The organism is Bacillus cereus group sp. RP32, from assembly GCF_040459735.1.
In the GTDB taxonomy this organism is placed as follows: Bacteria; Bacillota; Bacilli; order Bacillales; family Bacillaceae_G; genus Bacillus_A; species Bacillus_A wiedmannii.
In genome coordinates this window covers 448,439-469,090 of record NZ_JARVHO010000001.1, presented here as the reverse complement: position 1 = coordinate 469,090, position 20,652 = coordinate 448,439, and the positions used below count along the sequence as shown (strand labels likewise).

Genomic DNA, 20,652 nt, shown 5'->3' with positions numbered 1-20,652 from the left:
ATAAAAAAGGAGTCTAGTTCTTCACCTAGACTCCTTTTCGTTCTGTTCCTTTATCTCCGTCAACAGCTCAATAATTTTCTCATTTTGCTCCACTTGTTTCTCTGAATTTTGATAGATGACACGAATCCATCCTAATACAAAAATAACTACAACTATCGGTAATAGTGCAAGTATTATACCGAATATCGAGAAATTAAACATCATTTTCCCATCACCTCGCTACATACAACTTTCTCCATACATCTACTAAAACCTGCAAAATTTTACAAATAAAAAAGAACCTATCAAATGATAGATTCTTCTTTCGTAAGCTGATTCGAACGTCCTCTCGTAATAGAGAAAATTGCACAAAGCAGTGCCAATATAATGAAAACACCGCCTACCCAAGCGTTATATATAACAGATGATTTCTCAATAACAACTCCGCCTACTGTTGAACCGAGCGCAATTCCTAAGTGAAGCGCAGAGTTATTTAAACTTTGCTGAATACCAGCCGATTCTGGTGCAATTTCAATTAAGTAATTTTGTTGCGCTGGCGAAATAGCCCAGCTCAGCATACTCCAAAGTCCCATCATAATAATGAACAGTGGGAATGAGAAGGTCATCATTGGTAATATGAAGATTGCACATGCAAATACGATAATAATTGAGATAATACTTTTCTTCGATCCCCATTTATCAGCAAGCAAGCCCCCAAGGCCGCCTCCAAGTACCGCTGCAATTCCGAAAATAAAGTAAAATACACTAATCCAATCCGCTTCAACATGCATCACATCTTTTAAGAAAGGTGTTAAATATGCATATAATGTTAAATGACCCGTTAAAAATAAAAATGATGTTAACTGTGCACTTACGATTTTCTTATCTTTTAACGTAGCAATTTGTTCTCTTATCGATAGTACTGATGTCGGTGGTACTTTCGTTAAGAATAATGAAATACAAGCGATTGCTATAACTGTTAATACCGAAATTAATACAAATGGTGCACGCCATCCATATGCATTTCCGAGTACAAGTCCAAGTGGTACTCCAAGTACGAGCGACCCACTAATCCCCATGAAAATGATTCCAATTGCACGCGCACGAAAATGCGGTTCTACAACGCTAGAAGCAAGTGTTACTGATAGTGCAATAATAAGCGAACCACTCGCTGCACAAACAACCCTTGAGAACATTAACATCCCGTAATTCACACTAAATGCTGAAATAATATTTCCGATTAAGAAAATTGATAATGCCCCAATGTATAATCTTTTTCTTTCAAATTTTCCAGTTACCGCTAATAAAACCGGACCTGATAAAGCAAATACTACTGAAAATATTGTTATAAGCTGACCAGCTGCACTAATAGATACTCCTAAATCATTGGCAACTAGATCGAGCGTTCCTCCTATAATTAGCTCAACCGTTCCGACTACGAAAGCCGCGATAGCTAAAATATACACACGAAAATTCAAGTCTTTCCCCACGCTTTCTTTTTTTGGTTACTACGACTATAGTAACCAAAAAAGAAATTGAACACAAGTACAATTTTTTTACAATAAAAAAACAGGCGTATCATACGCCTGCCTTCTAATTATTAAACACTAGTTTTGTTCTTCTTATTTAAATACCAATATACCGGTAGTCCAGTAAAGACAATTCCAATTGATAAGAAACAACTTACCGGATCATTAATAATCGCACTTCCAAGTACAAACAATGATCCTAAAATCGCAACGATTGGTACAATCGGGAATAACGGTACACTGTATGCACGCTCTTTATTCTTGTTACGTTTTCTTAAAATGAAGACACCAATAAACGTCATTACATAGAAAATATAAATAATGAATACGGAAATCTCAGATAGCTTATTCGGATCACTAATAACCATTAAAATAATTCCTAAAATGATTTCAACAGTAATCGCATTTGCTGGTGTTTTAAATCTTGGACTTTCCTTCGCGATAAACTTAGCAAACGGAAGGTGTCCACGCTCTGCCATCGACATCGGAATACGTGGGAACGTTAAAATCTTTCCATTTAAACAACCGAAAATAGAAACGATAATACCAATACTAATAATTTTTCCGCCATATTCTCCAAGTAACATGCCCGCAGCTGTTGCTGTTGCATTTTCTCCAAGACCTACGATTTTAGCTGCTGGTAACACATTTAATAATGCCAAGTTAATTAGTACGTAAGCAGCCGTTACAATTAAAATCCCAACTGTCATCGCTTTCGGTAATAACTTTGTTGGATTCTTCATTTCTCCGCCAATCGAAGCAAGTAGAATCCAGCCGTCATAAGCAAATAATGTTGCTAAAATTGCCATACCGATACTTTGATTTTCTGATATCGGCACAACTACATTAAAGATATCGCTATTCCCTTTCCAAAAACCTAGCACAACAATTAATACGATCGGAATCATCTTCCCAATTGTCGTAACCGTTTGGACGATACCTCCATATTTTGTTCCCATACTATTTACAACGCCAAGGAACACAACTGTTCCAATAGCAATTGGTAAATTCCATACTTTATCTAAATAGAAAAAATTAATCATTAAAGAACTAAAATACAAGCCTAATGTTCCAATAATAGCTGGTCCATAAACAATTGTTTGCATCCAGCCTGATAAATATCCCCAAAAACTTCCGTAAATCTCCTCTAAATACGTATACAACCCACCATTTTTCGGGATTTGCGCTCCAATTTCGGCTACTGTTAAACCACTGGCTAGCGTCAATAGTCCACCAATTACCCAAGCAAGAATCGCCATATTAGAACTCCCTGAGTAATCTAATACGCTCCCTGGTTTCATAAACACACCAGATCCAATAATCGTTCCTACTACGATAGAAAGTGCTACTGTTAAACCAATTTTGTTCTTCTCATCATGATGCATGCTGTGTATCCTCCTTCCAATTCTATTGTGATGCAAAAATGAAATAAAAAAACACTCCTCCCTAAAAAAGGGACGAGTGTTATATTCGTGGTTCCACCCTTGTTTCAATTCGTAAAGTAACATACTTCACCAATTTCTCAAGTCTAAATAACGGTTTTTGCCGGCAAGCAATTACTAGGTATCCGTTCACTGCTGCAGTTCAGAGGTGGTAATCCATTTTTCCGTATTAGGAAGCTCACAGCCAAAGGCTTCCCTCTCTGAGAATCGTAAAAAATTGATCATGTCCTCATCATCACTTCTTGATGTCGAATTTTGTAGTTATTGTTCATTATATTGAATTGTTAGAAAAAATCAATATATTTTTTTATATAACATAAGAAATGTTTCTCTTCTTATATTATAACAGAAGTTACGACACTTCTCTAATTCCCTAAAAATGGTATAATCTATATAGGAGGTGCACGAATAATGATTGCTGTTTTTTGTATCATCGCTACGTTTCTTTCTGTTCTATTCGCTATCATGTATAGGCACAAGTATCCTGGTTATAGCATTTTAGCGGTAGCTATTATACCAGCTGTTTCCTTCTACGTATTAGGTAAATATCAATACACGGAAGTGTTTATCGGTTTTGCAATCTTCTACTGCTTCTTTGGATACATACTAACAATGAAAAGAATTTTATTGAATCATTAAAAAGGACCGATTTCTGCTTACAGAAATCGGTCCTCTCACGTACCTTTCGGTTGCCCACACGAAAGATACGACTTCACTCAACTATTTCTCATCTTTTTTCATAAAAAGTTTGTGATGTGGAAGATCCACATTCAACGCCTCTAATTGTTTCTTCTCATTTTCTAAAATCGATTTCGCTTTTTCTTTCGTTGCCTCATCTAATCCCGCAAAGATGTCTTCATGCTTCTCTTTCTCTGGAAGTTCCACACCTAGTTTTGTTAATTCTTCTTTTGCTTGCTTATGTGTTAATTTCCCGGACTTTTCCTGTTCAAAAATAGACTTTGCTTTTTCTTTTGTTGCTTCGTCTAAGTTAGCAAGTATGTCTTTATGCTTACCCTTCTCTGGCATTTTCACGCCTAACTTCGTTAATTCCTCTTTTGCTTGTTTACGTGTTAATTTGCCGGATTTCTCTTGCTCTAAAATTGATTTTGCTTTTTCTTTTGTTGCTTCGTCTAAGTTAGCAAACATGTCTCCATGCTTACCCTTCTCTGGGAACTTCACGCCTAGTTTTGTTAATTCCTCTTTTGCTTGTTCACGTGTTAATTTGCCGGATTTCTCTTGCTCTAAAATTGATTTTGCTTTTTCTTTTGTTGCTTCGTCTAAGTTAGCAAACATGTCTCCATGCTTACCCTTCTCTGGGAACTTCACGCCTAGTTTTGTTAATTCTTCTTTTGCTTGTTCACGTGTTAATTTACCAGACTTTTCTTGCTCTAAAATTGATTTCGCTTTTTCTTTCGTTTGATCATCTAATCCCGCAAACATATCTTTGCGTTTTTCTTTCTCTGGAAGCTTTACACCTAGCTCCTCTAACTGTTTCTTTGTATCGTCCATAATCGTTTTTACTTTTTGTTTTGTAGCATCATCTAAATCTTTTTTCGCCGTTTTTGTCGCTTGCTCAGCTGCTGGAGTATTCGTTGCCGCGAATGCCGGAATACCGACTCCTCCAATGATTCCGAACGATAAAGCACCTGCAATCGCTAAATACCCAACTGTTTTCTTCTTCATAGGAAATTTCCTCCTTCATAGTTCTAAAGCATGTACACTTTCGTATACAATTCCTATAGTAATGTTGGTTTCTTAACATTTCCTTAACGACTTAACAAAAAAACGCCGCTCATCCCGAGCGGCGTTTTTCTAAGCTTTTTGTAAAAGTAATTCTTCACGTTCCATTATTCTTCTTAATACAATTGTTTGTGTCATTGTAAATAAATTACCCGTTATCCAGTACAACACAAGTCCTGATGGCGCCGCAAATCCCATAAATAGAATCATTGCTGGCATCATAATTTGCTGCACTTTCAGCATCTGTACTTGTTCTCCAGGTGTAATATTAGATTGGAAAACTTTCATCTGAATAAATGTCGTTAACGCTGCGATAATCGGTAATATATGATAAGGATCTGCATGTCCTAAGTTCACCCATAAAAATGACGATGTACGGATCTCTTCTGTTCGGCTAATCGCATAATACAAAGCAGAGAAAATCGGCATTTGTATTAATAGTGGCCAGCAACCAGCTAGTGGATTCCAACCGCCTGATTTCATTAGTTCCGACATTTCCTTTTGATACTGCTTTTGTTTTTCAAGATCTTTACCCACATCACCGTATTTTTGTTTCAGCTTCTGCAGTTCAGGTTGCATTTTCTTCATTTTCGCTTGACTACGATATTGTGAAACAGCTAATGGAATCATGGCTGAACGAATAACGAGCGTCATAATAATGATAGCAATCCCGAAGCTAGCTCCTGGTATGTGATGAGCAACAAATTGAATCATAAACGAGATTGGATATACGAAATAATGATCCCAAATTCCCGTACTATGTGCATCAATTGGGGCTGCATTACTGCAACCAGATAAAACAAAAACAAGTAATAATGATAAACTAACGAGCACAGCTCGGTATGATTTTAACATGTTCATTCCTCCAATGTTTCGTAATTATTTAGCGAAACATTGGTGTATACGGACCGACCTCGTCATTCTCTTCACTGGATTCTTGTCTGCGCACAGAACGAATCATTCCATATTTATAAAAAATAGAGAAAAGCGTTACATTACCAGTACCCTCTTCACACGTATTAACTAGTTTAAAGGCTCTTTGTCTACCACTTGATGCTTGCTGACGCACAAAGCGAGAAACATTAGCAAGGAAGAAAACTTCTAATAAACAAAGCGCTGTCGTTACAAACGATATATATAGAATTGCATCCTGCAATAAAAATTCCATCGCTTCACATCCTTAATAAGGTCATTTTAGCACATTCAACAAACATTCTCTATTTCCTTTTATCGTCAAAAAAGTATTTTGCATATTTTCTCAAGAAAACTATGCTAAAAAACTAATGTATTCGCTTTCTTTAGTATATTCACACGTATCCTTGTATAGGTTTAATTTGTTAGAAATTTATAAAATTTTCGCATTATAATAAAACTATTGCCAGTTTTTGAAAAAACCTTTATTCTCTTCTTGTAATCAAAAATGAATATGGAGATGAAACATACTATGGGTCAACTAGGAGACGCCGATTACGTTCCCGACACCGCCTTTTTATCCTTCCCAGCAGCTAAAACATTTCACTTAGAATTTATCATACAGTTGGTTGTTATTTTCGTAGCCTCTATTTTGTATGCAATTTCTATGAATATGTTCTTTATCCCGCATAACATGATTAGCGGTGGCTTCGCTGGTGTAGGGATGATTATCGGTTATTTAATGCACTACAATATCGGTGCACTTATCTTTTTACTAAACATTCCTCTTCTTATTTTAAGTCACTTTTACTTAGGCAAGAAGACAACCTTTTTAACAGCGTACTTTGTAGCTATATCATCGTTAGCGATGAATATTATCCCTGTACACCAAGTTTCAGACGATATTTTACTGTCTTCTGTATTCGGTGGTGTAATCTGCGGAGCAGCTTCCGGAATCATATTCCGATTTGCTTCTTCAACAGGTGGCTTTGATGTTGTTGGATTGATTGTAGCGAAACATCGAGATATTTCAATTGGAGCAATCATCTTTGGATTCAACTTAATCTTACTTGTTGCAGCAGGATTTATTTTCGGATGGGATATTACGCTTTATACGTTAATTAGCCGGTTTGTAGTCAGCAAAGTTATCGATGCTGTGCATACGAAACATATTAAATTAACGATAATGACAGTTACAGAAAAAGGCGAGGAAATAAAAAGCGCACTATTGCATCACGGCATACGCGGGGTGACAATGGTAGATGCTGTCGGCGGCTATACAAACCATAAGAAAAAAATGATTTACACTGTCGTGACTCGCTATGAGTTAGGCGAAATGAAACGTATTATCCGTCAAGTGGATAACAAAGCATTCATGAACATTACTGAAACAGTTGAAATTGTCGGCCGTTTCAAACGCATATAAAAAGGGTTACTACATTAAAGGGCATAACATATTAGTCATATATAATATGTTATGCCCTTTGTTATTCAACTAACGCACCCTTTAGCATAATAAAATCACGAAGTTTATTACTACAAATCGGAGGATAGCATTCCATATACGATACTATCTGTCCATTCATTTTTATTCCAAAAATCTTGTATGAAATGGGCTTCCTTTCTCATGCCTATTCGTTCACACAATTTTTTTGAAGCTGTATTACGTGCATCAAGATTAGCTTGTATACGATGTACATTAAATTCATTAAATAATTTAAATACCAAACTATTTACTGCTTCTGTTGCCAAACCTCTCCCAGCTACTTCATTTGAAAAACTATAACCAATCTCAACAGTGTCTTTCATATTTGTGTACCATACGGATAAATCACCAATTACTTTAGTCTTGTATATAACTGCCAAACTTAATCTTGATTCTTTAGTAAGTACATTATTTGCTAGCTTCTTATTAAATTTTTTCTGCATGTCTTCATAAGTCCACTTATTATGTAATAGGAACTTACATGTATCATCATTATTATAAATAGCAAATACATCCTGTAAATCCGTACTCTTAAAAGGTCTAATTATTAATCTTTCTGTTGTGATCTCCAAGTTAGCTCTCCTCCCTTACATTCATGCTACAAAACATTTTTTATAGTATTTAATCCTCCTTCTTAGACCTCACCTTGATTACATATTTCATCATAATAAATTAAAATCCTTCTTCCACTAAACTGCATTGTTAGTGGTATTTCCTTGCGATTTTTATTTTTTACACTTATTACAAAATCAGATAATTCTATTATTGTGGCCCTAAATGTGTTATAATGAAAGCAGACTCACAAAAAAAGAGTATATAGACTTGGAAGTTTCTCTTATTTTTACAAGCAAAAAGAAACGAGCAGTCAGGTATATTTCAGACACCATACACGTAACGGTTTAAAAAACCGATCATCTTAGTTATTCTTCCATGATCTTTTTATAAAAAGATACGTACAACTAAAATTCACTTCAATATACTATACCTACCTTTTTGACTTCCAAATCATCTTATTACATAAGGAGATGAACATATGAATCAATATATAAGATATACAATAGCTGTCCTGTTTGCTATTATCGGCGGAACAATCTGCTTCTGGACAAACACTCAGCTTGGAGAGAATATCATTTTTAATGGAATCGAAACGCTTGTAAGCGCTTCAATTTTAGGTGGATACATTTTCTTCCTCTTCAATCCAGAAGAAAATGCGCAAAAAACAATGTTATTAACAATGATCGGAATCGTTGGCGGATGTATTTCCTACTCAATGACTAACTATACATTACCACTTCAATTAAGCTCAGCTTTCTTCCACGGTCTATGGACTTGGTTCATTGCATTCTGCCTAGCAGACGTATTCAACCTTTTACAAGACAATGAAGAAGAGAACGGTCGCCAAATTGAAAGTAACTCGTAAGCTGGAAGATATTCTTCCAGCTTTTTTAGATTGGTTTTCATACCCCTATTGGTTTTCATACCCCTATTGGTATTTACTGAAATATATCAGCGATTCTCCAAATATATCGGCGATTTCCCCACCTATATCAGCGATTTTTTCATTATATCGACGATTCGACACGGGATATCGACTTACCGACAATTTTCAGCAACCTATTCAGACTCTATACCCCCTCACCAAAATAAAAAGAAGCTACCCTCACGGCAACTTCTTTTCTACATACCCCATCCGGTACTTACCGGAATATATCAACGATTTTTCAAATATATCGATTTCTCCACTTATATCAACGATTTTTTCATTATATCGACGTTTCGACACAGGTTATCGACTTACCGACACCCTTCGACACTCAAAACGCACAACATACCCTATCCCCCAAGCAACTTACTGCCGAACTCTACGATTAAAAAGATAACTAATAGGATTGCGAGTATCTTTAATGCTACATATGCTACTTTAAAAACCGCATAAATGAGCAAGACTATTAAAATAATCGTTAAAATTTCCATCTAGAATTCCTCCAAGCTTTGCTCTGCTTACCTTATTTTACTCGCCTCAGACTTTTTATGGAACGGCATAAGACGACATAGAAAAAAGAGGATACCTCACCCATCGTAAGATACCCTCTCTTTCAACTGCTCAAACCATTCTCTCTCTAATTGTAAATATCCTATTTCACTCTTCTCGGCACTCTTTAATTCTTTGTCTGCTTTCCTCATATAAGTGTGGGACGCTTCCATATCGCCCTCTAAATATTTAACAATTCCTTGTGTGCGATAATACCCATGTAAGTCCACTTTTGTAATGGCCTTCCCATGTTCCTTCGCTTCTTGCAGAGAAAGACTATCCATCTGATATAGAGCTTTATATAAAAGATACCAACTATGAAAACTACTAACGAAATATTTATTTTCTTTCGTGACAGAAAGTTGGGCAACTTGTTCTACATACGGTATCGCTTTTTCCATTCCCTTTTGATCCGAACGAGCAAGAAAAACGAGCATAAGTCCGCTCATTATATCTCTTATGCTTTTATCCTCTTTTAATTTTTCCTCACTAAGTTCTATTAATCTCTTATCCCAATCTTTCGGCCTCTTATAACTAAATAACTCACTTGATACTTGAATATTATATAAATGCTGCTTCGCCTTTTTATCATCTTTAATTAAAATGAGAAATTGCATACCATCACTCAAAAACGTTCCTTTTATCGGTACGATTGTAGCTGCAAAAATTGTAAAGTGTAACACAGCAAAATATAAAAGATATTGATAATAACTCACCATGTATATGTAACCAAAAGTAATACCAAATAATAAACTTATCATTGGTCCACCTAAAGTCATCCATGCCCATTTTTTTGAAAGGTTCGGCGTCTCTATAGTAGGTGGCACTAACATTACGACGCCTCCAAAGTACATCCACAATTTATTTTCTCGAATGCGTACTTTCCCCTTCTCTTTTTGAAAAGTAATCGGCCCTACTGTCATAAATTTAAAATTCAAACCACCTATTAAACCAAGTACTACATGTCCTAGCTCATGAATAGCTAGCACTAATAAAAAAATCCCAACTAATATCCAGATATCCAACATTACTTCTAATTTCTCAGTTCGAATTACTACGTATAAAATGGACAGAACTAACGCCGCTGTCATAGAACCAGCTGGCCTTCTTAAAATATCCACCTTTTTCTCCCCTTAATAAATCATTTTTCTCTGCATTTCGTACATGAATTTTCCGAGATGCAATATCCAAATAAATGAGATTAAACCAATCAATACAAAATCGATATCACTAGCCGCTGTATAAATAACGGCAGCCCACCATACATATGCCAATATTGTATTCGTAAATTCATATGCTTTATATCCAGCCTCATGCACAATGTACTTTAATCCTTCATCTGCGTTTTTCGTCCACATTTTCATAGATTCCATATATGTTACACCTTGTTCAGGATATAGCTTGTTATAACGATTTTTTGTTATGAGCCCGATAACCACTACAATAGTCAAACAGACAATAGAAGCTACTAAATTCCACACTGCAAATGAAGCATTTGTATCCTGCAACAATGCACGTCTACATGCAATAACTGCATATACAAACCATGCTTGCGTAACTATATCACCTACACGTAAATATATACTTATAATCCCTAATTTTCTACCTTGTACACTCTCTTCTTCATCGCGTGCCTCCGCTAACATACGTGTATTCTTCCAAGTGTAGTACATCATTAAGATTCCAAAAATGGTGCATATACCTATAAATAGATTAGATGATAATTTTCTCGGTTCATCCGAGAGTAAATCTAAAGCTATATAAGATGTTAAAAAACCACCCATCATACTTAATGCCATTTTCCCCACAAAATCAAATTGTTTTTTTTGCTTACTCTTCATCGTCCTCTTCCCCCTCTACTAACGTAAATACTTCCTCCACCGGTACATTGAAAATTTGTGCGATTTTTAATGACAATACAATAGATGGTGCATAATCCCCGCGCTCAATTAAACTAATCGTTTGCCGCGATGATCCAATCGCTTTCCCTAAATCCCCTTGTGATAAACGATGCTTTGCCCGCAATTCCCTCACTCGATTTTGAAGCTTCATGTCTTCCCTCTTTTTCATTTATTTAAATAAAATTGTAAATAATATCCTTATTTTTGTCAATTATAATTGTCATTTTGACGTTAATAATTGACAATGATAATCTATGGAACTTTAAACTGATAAACAAACAAAAACTTATTAAAATAAAAAAGGCAGTGCGTCTGCACTGCCTTCCTAAATTCTGACATAGAATGGATTCCATATTAACTTGCGTTTTGTAACAATACTCGTTTTAACTGTTTGCGGAAACGAACACCTAACGTAATTGCTATGATAACGATAACTCCAACAATGATTTTACCGATATGATCTTCTAGCACTCCAAAAATATCATGTAAGTTGCCACCTAACCAGTAACCACCGATTAAGAAGAATGATACCCAAAATAGAGCACCTGAGTAAATTGTAATTGCAAAACGACGGAATGGTAAGTTAATAATTCCTGCAAAATATCCTGTAAAATGACGTACACCAGGAATAAAGAAGCCGATAAAAATTAGGAAGTATCCATACTTATCAAACCACATTCTTGTTAAGTCGATTTTTCTTTGTGTTAAAAATACGTATTTCCCATACTTTTGAATAAAGGGCATACCTAATTTATTTCCTAAAAAGTATTGAATTGTCATTCCTACACTTGTCCCAATAAAGGATAGGATAATTAAAATCGGTAAACTTAAATCGCCCTTCTGTGCTAAAAATCCCGCATATGCTAACGTTGGCTCTCCCGGAAACGGAAGTGCAATATATTCTAACAGCAAACCAACAAGTACAACATAGTACCCGTACTGCTGAAATAATTCATGAACCCATTCCATGTCATCTCTCCTTTCAATCACGTACAACTTCTTACTATTATTGTATAAAAAAATTGTCGAAATAACTATCACAATAGCTTACATTTTTATTACATTTTTGTAAGGCTCACACTAAAGTTTTCTGTTCATTATTTGCTGCTATCCATTATCGTTTTAAAATAAGCTAACAACTATATATCAGACGACACAAGGGCATTAATATGCATTTTTTATCCAGTTTTTAACACTTAAAGTCACCTTATTTTGTTCTCAATAAAAAACCACCACAAACTCATACTAACTTCATATTAGCTTCATATACGTATTGTAAGATTATATCGGAATTTGTTGAAAAATTTAACTAATATATGACTAAGCATTAAATTGAATAAATATAAGTAGTTTTTCGAAATTGAAAAAAGGGTGAATAAGAAATGGAAGCTTATAAAATGCATGATTTTATTAATACAAATGTTGAATCTCATCAAAATGAAACCGTTTTTAATTTACACATATGTGAAACAAGTGAATTTGACGTAAGTTTAACAAAATCTACAACACTGTCTTTTATCGTTTCAAAAAAGAACATTAAGATTGTTACGAAAAAATGGATTAATTCAAATCAAGAAAGCATGATTGGTAAAAGTTACATCATTCCAACGAAAGCTTTCCACTACTTCTTACCAATTATTTCTGAAACTGAAGATGAGCTAAATATTCAAGTTCAAAGTTTTGGACTACATGGTGAACTTTTACTAAATGAAAGATTACTTATTGATAAAAACAACAAACAAAATCCAAAGATTACTACGTTCTTTGAAACATTAGATGAAAATGTAAATAAAGTATTACGAGGATTGCAAATTCATTGTATGTAAGACTATTAAAATAGTAAAAAGGAGAATATAATGAAAAAACTATTATTAAGCGCACTATTATCATTAGGATTTTTAACTATTCCATTCACAAATGCTGAGGCAGCTACAACAAACGATCAGCTTATCGTGAATACGCAGTTAAATAAAATGGATTATTATCAAAACGGACAATTTATAAAGAGTTTTACTGTCGCTACTGGAAAAGCAGCCACACCTACGCCTAAAGGTACTTTTCAAATCGTTAATAAAATTAAAAACCGTCCTTACTATACAGGAAAAATTAAAGGCGGCGATCCACGTAATCCACTTGGTGACCGTTGGCTCGGACTAAACATGGCAGGAACTTACGGAACAACTTATGCGATTCATGGTACTAACAATAATCAAGCAATCGGCAAATGGACAACACTTGGTTGTATTCGTATGTATAACAATGATATACACTGGTTATTTGAGCGTATTCAGCAGCAAGCTACCGTCACTGTAAAATAACCTAAAAACAAGATTTATGTGTAGCCAAGAATTTTATATCTTGGCTTATTTTATTTATTCATTTACAGTAGCAAAACAACTGTATTTACATATATAATAAGAATAGGTTTCGTTAAGCAATATCAAAACATTGATAAACATGGATATTAAAATTATACAGTTATAATATTTTATAAATTTTACAATACATACTATAATAGAACTAATGTAATTCTGAAATATTCAGTTTCTCTAAACCATTCCCCTTGCTACTTTCATGATGACTTTATAGCGGGGGCTTATTATATGTATAAACAATTTGAGTTATCCAAAAAATGATGAATTCGAATATTGCAGTAAAAAGCGTTATTTAGGAGGTGTTACTATGACGCATATACTGGTGATTGAAGACAACCCAGATATACAAGAACTGATTCGTGAATTTCTAATGGCACAAAACTTTACTGTTGATGTCGTTGGTGCTGGAACAGAAGGTATTCTTCTTTTCCAAAAAAATTCATACGATCTTGTCCTCCTTGATGTGATGTTACCAGATATAGATGGCTATAGTATTTGTAAAATTATGCGAGGACAATCTGATGTACCGATCATTATGTTAACAGGCTTACATAATGAAGAAAGTGAAATTAAAGGATTTGAGTTAGGTATTGATGACTATATTACGAAACCGTTCCATTACACCGTATTTATTAAACGTGTAGAGGCTGTATTAAGAAGGGCAGCAACGAAGGAAGCAGAAGCTGCAACTATACTACAATTCCATGAATTGATGTTAAATTCTACAGCCTATGCCGCTTATGTTCATGGTAATCAAATTGAATTGACAACAAAAGAATTTGAAATTTTATATACTTTACTGCAAAATCGGGGAAAAGTATTATCAAGAAGTGATTTGTTGAATAAGGTATGGGGCTATGAACATTATGGTGATGTAAGAGTTATAGATACACATATTAAGAACTTAAGAAAAAAATTAGGAATTCCTTATATTAAAACGGTGAAAGGCATTGGCTACAAAATCGAATCGTAGTACAGACAACATCACCAAAAATATTTTCATCAAAACCTTATTATTTTGTATTCTTTTATCACTTTGTCTTTATCAAATTATTTACTTCCTAGCTTCAAACTACGATAAAGAACGTTTTGCGAAAGAAAATGGAGCGCTGACAACAGAACAAGCGGATTCAGACAAACAAAACGACCAAAGTAAAATGAATCAAAGTAAGGCTGTTTCAGAGGGGATGATTTCTAATTTTCAATCTTCTATTATAGATTATAAAGCACTCTCTACAGCCATAAATCACCTTTTGCAGCCTAGCCAAACTGCAAAAGCAAAAGAACATACTCAAAATATTGCGAAAAAAAATAGCACTTCTACTCCACTTACAGAAATGGAAAAACAAGTTGCTACTAATGATGCCTTACATAAACAAAATGCAGCAAGTAAAACAAATGATGCACAAGATAATCCAAAATTAACAGATGCACTGCAGCAATTAGCTCCACATATAGGCGCGACAATGCTTGCATTATCTCTGCTCGGATCTTTAATTTATGCAAAACTAATTGTTAAACCTTTTCAATATATGAGTGATGCTTTAAAAGATATTATGAATCTTGATTTCTCAGATAAAAAGCTACTTAACAAAAATACAGATCAAACAGATTTTAATTTACAAGTAGCTGCTTCACAGGTCCCAAACATAGTGAAGAATTTACATGCAAGCAATCAAGATTTAAGAAATGAACTCAAAAAGGAACAACAATTAGAACAATCTCGTAAAGAATTTATGTCTATGGTTTCCCATGAATTAAAAACACCAATCGCAGCCGTTATGGGACAACTCGATGGCATGATTCACGGAATTGGAGCTTATAAAGATAGAGATAAATATTTAAAACGTTCCTATGAAATGATGCAAGACATTAACATATTAACGGAAAAAATGTCGGAATTATCCAAAATACAAAACCCTCAATTTAAACCTGATTTAAAAGTTATCTCATTAACTAATATTATTGAGGACGTTATGAAGAAAGTAGATTATTTCGTATCTGTAAAGCAGTTAAATGTTCAATCTAACATTAAACAAGATGTACAGGTTTTAGCTGATCCTAAATTTATTCAAACTGCTATTTTTAACATTATTTCAAATGCAATTCATTATACAATTGACCATCAGCACGTATATATAAAGCTTTATGAAAAGCCAAACGGTTACGCATTAGAAGTATTAAATACAGGTTCACAAATAGATGAAGACAAACTTGCCCATTTATTTGAACCATTCTATCGCGCTAACCCTGACAAACATGGCTTAGTACAAGGTAGTGGTCTTGGGCTATATATTGTAAAACAAATATTAGATAAACATCAGTTTCCTTATGGGATACAAAACACACCTCAAGGTGTAAAATGCTCCATTGTATTTCCAAAAGCAATGTAAAAACCTACTACAATTTCATACCCCAAATTCATACTTCGTATGAGTGGCGGAATTTTGTAGAGTGTCTTACTCTGTTTCGTTCGCCCGTTGTCCTTATTTGGATAGCGGGCGTTTTTTATTATTTAAAAGGAGGATTTTCATGGAGAAATTTAAGTATTCATTACTTGTTTTATTCGGAGCTTGTAGCTACGGCGTACTTTCAACGATTTTCAAACTCGGATTCATTGATGGATTTTCAGCACATCAACTATTAGGAGGACAATATGTCTTCGGATGGATTGGGCTTCTTCTGCTCGTTCTTTTCGTTTCACGTCATAAAGTAACAAAAAAGCAATTCTTTTCCTTACTAACAGTTGGCACAACAATGAGTATGACTGGTATCTTCTACGCTATTTCTGTGGAAGAACTACCAGCATCTATCGCTGTTGTCCTACTCTTCCAGTTCACATGGATTGGTGTAGTTATAGAAGCAATTGCTAATCGAACATTACCAAGCCGTGAGAAAGTTATATCTATCATTATTTTATTTACTGGAACATTGTTTGCAGGCGGTGTCTTTGAAGGTCTCGGACAAAACTTTTCCACGAAAGGTATTATCTTTGGTTTATTAGCCGCTGTCTCTTTTTCATTCTATGTTTTTGCAAGTGGGCGTGTTGCTACAGAAGTTCCGCCTTATACGAAAAGCTTTCTTATGACAACAAGCGCTACTCTTATCGTATGCCTATTCTTCCCGCCAACCTTTTTAACGGATGGTGCCCTGCAAGCTGGTCTTTGGAAATACGCTTTCTTCCTCGGATTGTTCGGCGTTGTCGTACCTGTCATTTGTTTTTCAATTGGTGTACCGAAAGTAGGAACAGGACTTAGTACAATACTAGGAGCAGCTGAATTACCAACGGCCATTATCGCTTCTATTACACTTGTACATGAAGTCGTAACCTTCATGCAGTGGATTGGGATACTCTTTATACTACTTGGAATTTTTACTCCTCAGCTGCTTACCGCTAGGAAAGCAAAGAAGCATAGAAGCGTGCATAGTGCATGAAAATAGAAAATTGCATATAAATGTAAACACAGTTACAATATGGTATAATTTGAAATCTATTTGGATGTATAAATGACTATTTTAAGCGTAGCTTTTTTTGCCATTATGTGTATCTTCTTCCTAATAAGATATATGAAAGAAAAGAAATTTTACGATGTGCTCATCATTCCCATTTGCATATATGCTGGAGCAGTCAAAACCCCTTTAGTAGAGTACTTAAACTTTAATACTACTTTCAAAATAACATATGATATTGCAGCTATTATTCTCGTGATCCTTGCTGTGCTTTTCTTCTTAAAGGATAAGAAAGAGAATCCTACTGCGTAACAAAAGACCTTTCATTGATTTGAAAGGTCTTTTTCTTTTTCTCTATCTCACTTTACCGCTCCATATAGCTTTTCTATTTCATGCTCAATTTGTTTTACATCAATTCGTTCAAATAGTGGCTGCACACTATCAATTCTATTCGGCAACGTATTTTGAGGCTCCCAATTTCGGTTCACAATCGATAATGTATTTCTAACTCTTTCACTTGAGAATGGTAAAAACGGTTCAAGGAGATTTGCAAAATTAGCGATAAGATACACACAGTTATAAATCGTTTTTTCGCATGAAACTGGATCATCTTCCCTTTGTTTCCAAGGCTGCCTCTCATCAAAGTATTTATTTGCAAAACGTACTGCATCAAATATTGTTTCTAACGCCACTTTAAATTTAGTTTGCTCAATTGATTCTCCTACATTTATATATAATCCTTCTACCTTCTCTTTCAGCTCTTCATTAATAATTCCATTCGGCACAATGCCATCATAATACTTTTCAATAAACTTTAATGTCCGGTTCACAAAGTTTCCGTATGCACCTAACAATTCACTATTATGACTGTAAATGAATTCACGCCATGAAAAATCAGTATCACGATTTTCTGGTGCATTGACTGTTAAAAAGTAACGAATAGAATCTGGATTGTAGCGTTCTAATATGTTCGGCACCCATACTGCCCAGTTTTTACTTGTAGATAACTTTCTTTTTTCAACTGTTAAATATTCATTTGAAACGATATGACGAGGAATTGCTCCTTCTCCTATTCCAAGTAATACCGCTGGCCAAATGATGGAATGAAACGGAATATTATCCTTTCCGTGCACATAATATGTTTTCGCTTCTCTACCCCAAAACTCTTGATCATCTTTCCCTGTTTCTTCAGCCCAATGTTTACTCGCTGAATAATATCCTGTCACTGCTTCAATCCATACGTAAATTTTTTTATCTTCATACCCTTCTACTGGAATTGGTACCCCAATTGGTAAATCACGTGACACAGCCCTATCTAGTAATCCTTCCTTTACATATCTCTCTGTTAGTTGAATCGCATTGTCACGCCATGTTCCTTCTTGTTTTGCAGTTTCTACAGCCCTTTTAATTTGTTCCTGAAATGTATGCAATGCAAAATAGAAATGCTCTGTTTCCTGCACGGATGGCGTACTACCACATAACTTACATTTCTTTTCTAACAAATCGAGTGGATCTAAAATAGCTGAACACGCATCGCATTGATCTCCTCTTGCTGCTTCATGGCAATGTGGGCAAATGCCTTCTACATAACGATCAGGTAAAAACTGCGTACACGTTTCACAATACGCTTGTTCCACTGTTTTTTTATAAATATAGCCTTCTTCTAATAAACGTAAAAAGACATTTTGAACCGTTTCATGATGGTGCTCACTATCTGTACGTGTATAGCAATCATACGTAAAACCAAGTTTATGAAAACATCGCTGGAATTCTTCATGATACTTATCAGCAATTTCCTTCGCCGTCACCCCTTCTTGTTTTGCCCTAATTGCAATCGGTGTTCCATTACAATCACTTCCTGAAACATACAACACATTCTCACCTTTTGCCCGGTAATAACGCGCTAAAATATCTCCAGGTAACAAACTCGCAATATGCCCAAGATGTAAAGAACCATTTGCATACGGCCAAGCGCCTCCAATAAAAATACTCATCTTACATTCCTCCTTTTAAATATAAAAAAGCCCCACCCTTATCTTAAAAAAGATAAGGGCGGGGCTGTATAAACAGTCGCGGTACCACCTTATTTCGCCAATTACTCACATAATTAGCCTTAACAAGTACGGAGCTATATGCTCTTATACTGTGGTTTTGATAACGAGTACCAACTCTCGTCGCCGCCTACTATTATCATTTGATAAGTTCAGGACGAAGCTCAAAGGCCATTGTTCAAATGAATATTCTTGCTTCTTCTCAGCTACCGAAGCTCTCTGGACAGAATGATTTCATTCTACTTTTCCTTTTCAACGCTTTTTATATAAAGTGAAACTTTAATCAGTGGGGGTTTTGTTCATCCCCCACTGATTATCAGCCCTCACCAATCGGGCTTTTACGGGCAGTTGTCCCCCACCTAACTTCTGTGCTTTCGCTGAATTTTGAGGTTGGGGTCTTACTGCCCGTTAATGCGGGATAACACGTATTTTACGACTTAATCACAGAAAAATCAAACTTTTATTCAGAAAGAAGAGGAAATCCTATCCTCTCATAGAATAACTATACGTTCACAAAAGGAGTGATACGATTGAATCAAAAACAACTAAGCGCACGTAATGAAAAAAGCTGGAATGCAGCTGCTTATGAAGCTTGGACGGATCGCCACGGGGCACCGGCCGATTATGCGAAAAAGCTTATGAAAGATCCCGTGCGCGAGGTAGATCACTATTTACCTTACATACAATCTCCAAAAGGAAAACATATTATTAATTTACTCGGTTCAAAAGGCAATAAAGCCGTTGCTCTCGCTCTTTTAGGAGCTGACGTAACAGTTGTTGATATTTCGGCAAGTAATGCAAAATATGCAAATGAACTTGCGGAAGCAGCAGGTGTCTCTATCCAGTATGTCGTTTCTGATGTACTAAATGTGCAGCTCTCCGAATCATTTGATATCGTATTACTGGAACTTGGTGTACTCCATTACTTTCTAGATTTAAAACCGCTCTTTCAAAAAATTGCTACCTTGCTTAAAGGAGATGGAACGCTTATCCTTCGTGACTATCATCCTGTTTACACGAAATTATTAGGAGTAGACCACCCATCATTTCGGGCCAATGGAAATTATTTCGATGAAGAATTGATTGAAGATGATGTTGCTTATAGCATCCTTCTTACAGAAGCGCAGAAAGAATCATTACCTAAAACAACCATCCGTCGCTGGACGCTAGGAGAAATTATTACAACACTTGCGGAAGAACATTTTAAAATTGAAAAACTAGTTGAAGAACAGGGGTCTCATCAAAGGTGGGTCTTCCCTCCTACTGCACCGGAAGAAATTGAAGATCGTGTGCCTGGTTTATATACATTAATTGCGACAGCATGCAAAAAAGGATCCCTTCACGGATAGGATCCTTTTTGCATGCTCACGCATATAAGTTGAGGTTGGAGATTACCATAATTCTGTAGAATAGGACACAAGATATTTCAACATTTCGTCTCTGACTTACGTCGTCAAAAAGGGGTATGACCAACATAACGAAGAGTAATGTTACAGTTGATACTGATAATCGTTATCAACCAATTAGAAGTATACATGATGTTATTTCAAATTACAATAGCATTTCTAATTTTTATTTATGAACTTTTTGATATACAAATGTATACATTTTAAGAACATTTACTCATATTAATCTGCCATCTTCCATTATCTGCTATAATTTTCATTGAACAGATTAATAACTTCATAATGATGTTTTTATTAATGTCGTTCTTAATATTTATAAATCATAATAAATAGTTTTTAAAGGCAGGGG

22 protein-coding genes, 1 pseudogene and 2 other annotated features are annotated in these 20,652 nt (G+C 35.2%); of the genes and pseudogenes, 10 read left to right on the top strand and 13 right to left on the bottom strand.

The features are described from left to right. Positions 1-21 precede the first annotated feature (21 nt). The 3 genes and pseudogenes from QCI46_RS02225 to QCI46_RS02215 form a co-directional block, all read right to left on the bottom strand. Entirely contained in the window at positions 22-204 is a 183-nt protein-coding gene (locus tag QCI46_RS02225; RefSeq protein ID WP_353839505.1) for a hypothetical protein, read from the bottom strand. 80 nt (positions 205-284) lie between these two features. After that, positions 285-1,580: pseudogene (locus QCI46_RS02220) on the bottom strand (MFS transporter). Further along, positions 1,580-2,893 (bottom strand): APC family permease, encoded by a 1,314-nt coding sequence (locus tag QCI46_RS02215; RefSeq protein WP_353839504.1) that lies wholly within the window; start codon positions 2,891-2,893, stop codon positions 1,580-1,582. The pseudogene QCI46_RS02220 and the gene QCI46_RS02215 overlap by 1 nt, the downstream one beginning before the upstream one ends. A 65-nt stretch (positions 2,894-2,958) precedes the next feature. Continuing rightward, positions 2,959-3,195, bottom strand: a binding site (T-box leader). A 166-nt stretch (positions 3,196-3,361) separates the two neighbouring features. Between QCI46_RS02215 and QCI46_RS02210 the strand changes: the two genes are divergently transcribed. After that, positions 3,362-3,589 carry a hypothetical protein gene (locus QCI46_RS02210; RefSeq protein ID WP_048563513.1) on the top strand — a complete coding sequence of 76 codons (228 nt, stop codon included), beginning with the start codon at positions 3,362-3,364 and terminating at the stop codon, positions 3,587-3,589. Positions 3,590-3,670: 81 nt separating this feature from the next. Here QCI46_RS02210 and QCI46_RS02205 read toward each other — a convergent pair whose 3' ends face one another. From QCI46_RS02205 to QCI46_RS02195, 3 genes are all read right to left on the bottom strand, one after another. Further along, positions 3,671-4,633, bottom strand: a complete 963-nt coding sequence (locus tag QCI46_RS02205; RefSeq protein ID WP_353839503.1) for a hypothetical protein — start codon at positions 4,631-4,633, stop codon at positions 3,671-3,673. Positions 4,634-4,762: 129 nt separating this feature from the next. Further along, the gene (gene yidC, locus QCI46_RS02200; protein ID WP_353839502.1) at positions 4,763-5,545 is read right to left on the bottom strand and encodes a membrane protein insertase YidC; all 783 of its coding nucleotides are present in this window, start codon (positions 5,543-5,545) and stop codon (positions 4,763-4,765) included. A gap of 28 nt (positions 5,546-5,573) precedes the next feature. Further along, entirely contained in the window at positions 5,574-5,858 is a 285-nt protein-coding gene (locus QCI46_RS02195) for a hypothetical protein (protein ID WP_000394932.1), read from the bottom strand. Positions 5,859-6,134: 276 nt separating this feature from the next. Here QCI46_RS02195 and QCI46_RS02190 point away from each other — a divergent pair, with 276 nt between their 5' ends. Continuing rightward, positions 6,135-7,028: a YitT family protein gene (locus QCI46_RS02190; protein ID WP_000530033.1), complete on the top strand. Its 894-nt coding sequence runs from the start codon at positions 6,135-6,137 to the stop codon at positions 7,026-7,028. A 110-nt stretch (positions 7,029-7,138) separates the two neighbouring features. Here QCI46_RS02190 and QCI46_RS02185 read toward each other — a convergent pair whose 3' ends face one another. Next, complete coding sequence (locus QCI46_RS02185; RefSeq protein WP_353839501.1) at positions 7,139-7,660, bottom strand: GNAT family N-acetyltransferase; 522 nt, start codon at positions 7,658-7,660, stop codon at positions 7,139-7,141. Between the two features lie 461 nt (positions 7,661-8,121). Here QCI46_RS02185 and QCI46_RS02180 point away from each other — a divergent pair, with 461 nt between their 5' ends. Next, positions 8,122-8,508: a DUF3938 domain-containing protein gene (locus QCI46_RS02180; RefSeq protein ID WP_001077770.1), complete on the top strand. Its 387-nt coding sequence runs from the start codon at positions 8,122-8,124 to the stop codon at positions 8,506-8,508. Between the two features lie 413 nt (positions 8,509-8,921). On the opposite strand, the gene QCI46_RS02175 is transcribed toward QCI46_RS02180, so the two are convergent. The 5 genes from QCI46_RS02175 to QCI46_RS02155 all read right to left on the bottom strand — a co-directional run bounded on the left by QCI46_RS02175 (position 8,922) and on the right by QCI46_RS02155 (position 11,990). Continuing rightward, positions 8,922-9,062 carry a DUF3985 family protein gene (locus tag QCI46_RS02175; RefSeq protein WP_000404783.1) on the bottom strand — a complete coding sequence of 47 codons (141 nt, stop codon included), beginning with the start codon at positions 9,060-9,062 and terminating at the stop codon, positions 8,922-8,924. Positions 9,063-9,158: 96 nt separating this feature from the next. Continuing rightward, positions 9,159-10,211 carry a M50 family metallopeptidase gene (locus QCI46_RS02170; protein ID WP_353841822.1) on the bottom strand — a complete coding sequence of 351 codons (1,053 nt, stop codon included), beginning with the start codon at positions 10,209-10,211 and terminating at the stop codon, positions 9,159-9,161. Between the two features lie 42 nt (positions 10,212-10,253). After that, positions 10,254-10,961: a DUF3169 family protein gene (locus QCI46_RS02165; RefSeq protein WP_353839500.1), complete on the bottom strand. Its 708-nt coding sequence runs from the start codon at positions 10,959-10,961 to the stop codon at positions 10,254-10,256. Next, entirely contained in the window at positions 10,951-11,172 is a 222-nt protein-coding gene (locus QCI46_RS02160) for a helix-turn-helix transcriptional regulator (protein WP_353839499.1), read from the bottom strand. The genes QCI46_RS02165 and QCI46_RS02160 overlap by 11 nt, the downstream gene beginning before the upstream one ends. A gap of 203 nt (positions 11,173-11,375) precedes the next feature. Further along, positions 11,376-11,990: a DedA family protein gene (locus QCI46_RS02155; protein ID WP_353839498.1), complete on the bottom strand. Its 615-nt coding sequence runs from the start codon at positions 11,988-11,990 to the stop codon at positions 11,376-11,378. A 413-nt stretch (positions 11,991-12,403) separates the two neighbouring features. Here QCI46_RS02155 and QCI46_RS02150 point away from each other — a divergent pair, with 413 nt between their 5' ends. From QCI46_RS02150 to QCI46_RS02125, 6 genes are all read left to right on the top strand, one after another. Beyond that, positions 12,404-12,847 (top strand): DUF3978 family protein, encoded by a 444-nt coding sequence (locus tag QCI46_RS02150; protein ID WP_000388758.1) that lies wholly within the window; start codon positions 12,404-12,406, stop codon positions 12,845-12,847. A gap of 30 nt (positions 12,848-12,877) precedes the next feature. Then, positions 12,878-13,339, top strand: coding sequence for a L,D-transpeptidase (locus QCI46_RS02145; protein WP_000735054.1), 462 nt, complete (start codon positions 12,878-12,880; stop codon positions 13,337-13,339). A gap of 364 nt (positions 13,340-13,703) precedes the next feature. Then, positions 13,704-14,369, top strand: coding sequence for a response regulator transcription factor (locus QCI46_RS02140; protein ID WP_000148835.1), 666 nt, complete (start codon positions 13,704-13,706; stop codon positions 14,367-14,369). Then, complete coding sequence (locus QCI46_RS02135) at positions 14,347-15,789, top strand: sensor histidine kinase (protein WP_353839497.1); 1,443 nt, start codon at positions 14,347-14,349, stop codon at positions 15,787-15,789. The genes QCI46_RS02140 and QCI46_RS02135 overlap by 23 nt, the downstream gene beginning before the upstream one ends. Before the next feature lie 139 nt (positions 15,790-15,928). Next, complete coding sequence (locus QCI46_RS02130; protein WP_353839496.1) at positions 15,929-16,831, top strand: EamA family transporter; 903 nt, start codon at positions 15,929-15,931, stop codon at positions 16,829-16,831. A 72-nt stretch (positions 16,832-16,903) separates the two neighbouring features. After that, positions 16,904-17,158, top strand: coding sequence for a hypothetical protein (locus tag QCI46_RS02125; protein WP_000154152.1), 255 nt, complete (start codon positions 16,904-16,906; stop codon positions 17,156-17,158). A gap of 47 nt (positions 17,159-17,205) precedes the next feature. On the opposite strand, the gene metG is transcribed toward QCI46_RS02125, so the two are convergent. Next, entirely contained in the window at positions 17,206-18,840 is a 1,635-nt protein-coding gene (metG, locus tag QCI46_RS02120) for a methionine--tRNA ligase (protein ID WP_353839495.1), read from the bottom strand. 51 nt (positions 18,841-18,891) lie between these two features. Then, positions 18,892-19,162 (bottom strand) — a binding site (T-box leader). Positions 19,163-19,427: 265 nt separating this feature from the next. On the opposite strand from metG, the gene QCI46_RS02115 reads away from it, so the two are divergent. After that, on the top strand, positions 19,428-20,246 hold the full coding sequence (locus tag QCI46_RS02115; protein WP_353839494.1) for a class I SAM-dependent methyltransferase: 819 nt from the start codon (positions 19,428-19,430) through the stop codon (positions 20,244-20,246). The last annotated feature ends 406 nt before the right edge of the window (positions 20,247-20,652 follow it).

Coding starts and splice junctions, on each gene's coding strand:
- QCI46_RS02225 (WP_353839505.1), bottom strand. CDS start 204: ATGATGTTTAATTTCTCGATATTCGGTATAATACTTGCACTATTACCG.
- QCI46_RS02215 (WP_353839504.1), bottom strand. CDS start 2,893: ATGCATCATGATGAGAAGAACAAAATTGGTTTAACAGTAGCACTTTCT.
- QCI46_RS02210 (WP_048563513.1), top strand. CDS start 3,362: ATGATTGCTGTTTTTTGTATCATCGCTACGTTTCTTTCTGTTCTATTC.
- QCI46_RS02205 (WP_353839503.1), bottom strand. CDS start 4,633: ATGAAGAAGAAAACAGTTGGGTATTTAGCGATTGCAGGTGCTTTATCG.
- yidC (WP_353839502.1), bottom strand. CDS start 5,545: ATGTTAAAATCATACCGAGCTGTGCTCGTTAGTTTATCATTATTACTT.
- QCI46_RS02195 (WP_000394932.1), bottom strand. CDS start 5,858: ATGGAATTTTTATTGCAGGATGCAATTCTATATATATCGTTTGTAACG.
- QCI46_RS02190 (WP_000530033.1), top strand. CDS start 6,135: ATGGGTCAACTAGGAGACGCCGATTACGTTCCCGACACCGCCTTTTTA.
- QCI46_RS02180 (WP_001077770.1), top strand. CDS start 8,122: ATGAATCAATATATAAGATATACAATAGCTGTCCTGTTTGCTATTATC.
- QCI46_RS02175 (WP_000404783.1), bottom strand. CDS start 9,062: ATGGAAATTTTAACGATTATTTTAATAGTCTTGCTCATTTATGCGGTT.
- QCI46_RS02170 (WP_353841822.1), bottom strand. CDS start 10,211: ATGACAGCGGCGTTAGTTCTGTCCATTTTATACGTAGTAATTCGAACT.
- QCI46_RS02165 (WP_353839500.1), bottom strand. CDS start 10,961: ATGAAGAGTAAGCAAAAAAAACAATTTGATTTTGTGGGGAAAATGGCA.
- QCI46_RS02160 (WP_353839499.1), bottom strand. CDS start 11,172: ATGAAGCTTCAAAATCGAGTGAGGGAATTGCGGGCAAAGCATCGTTTA.
- QCI46_RS02155 (WP_353839498.1), bottom strand. CDS start 11,990: ATGGAATGGGTTCATGAATTATTTCAGCAGTACGGGTACTATGTTGTA.
- QCI46_RS02150 (WP_000388758.1), top strand. CDS start 12,404: ATGGAAGCTTATAAAATGCATGATTTTATTAATACAAATGTTGAATCT.
- QCI46_RS02145 (WP_000735054.1), top strand. CDS start 12,878: ATGAAAAAACTATTATTAAGCGCACTATTATCATTAGGATTTTTAACT.
- QCI46_RS02140 (WP_000148835.1), top strand. CDS start 13,704: ATGACGCATATACTGGTGATTGAAGACAACCCAGATATACAAGAACTG.
- QCI46_RS02130 (WP_353839496.1), top strand. CDS start 15,929: ATGGAGAAATTTAAGTATTCATTACTTGTTTTATTCGGAGCTTGTAGC.
- QCI46_RS02125 (WP_000154152.1), top strand. CDS start 16,904: ATGACTATTTTAAGCGTAGCTTTTTTTGCCATTATGTGTATCTTCTTC.
- metG (WP_353839495.1), bottom strand. CDS start 18,840: ATGAGTATTTTTATTGGAGGCGCTTGGCCGTATGCAAATGGTTCTTTA.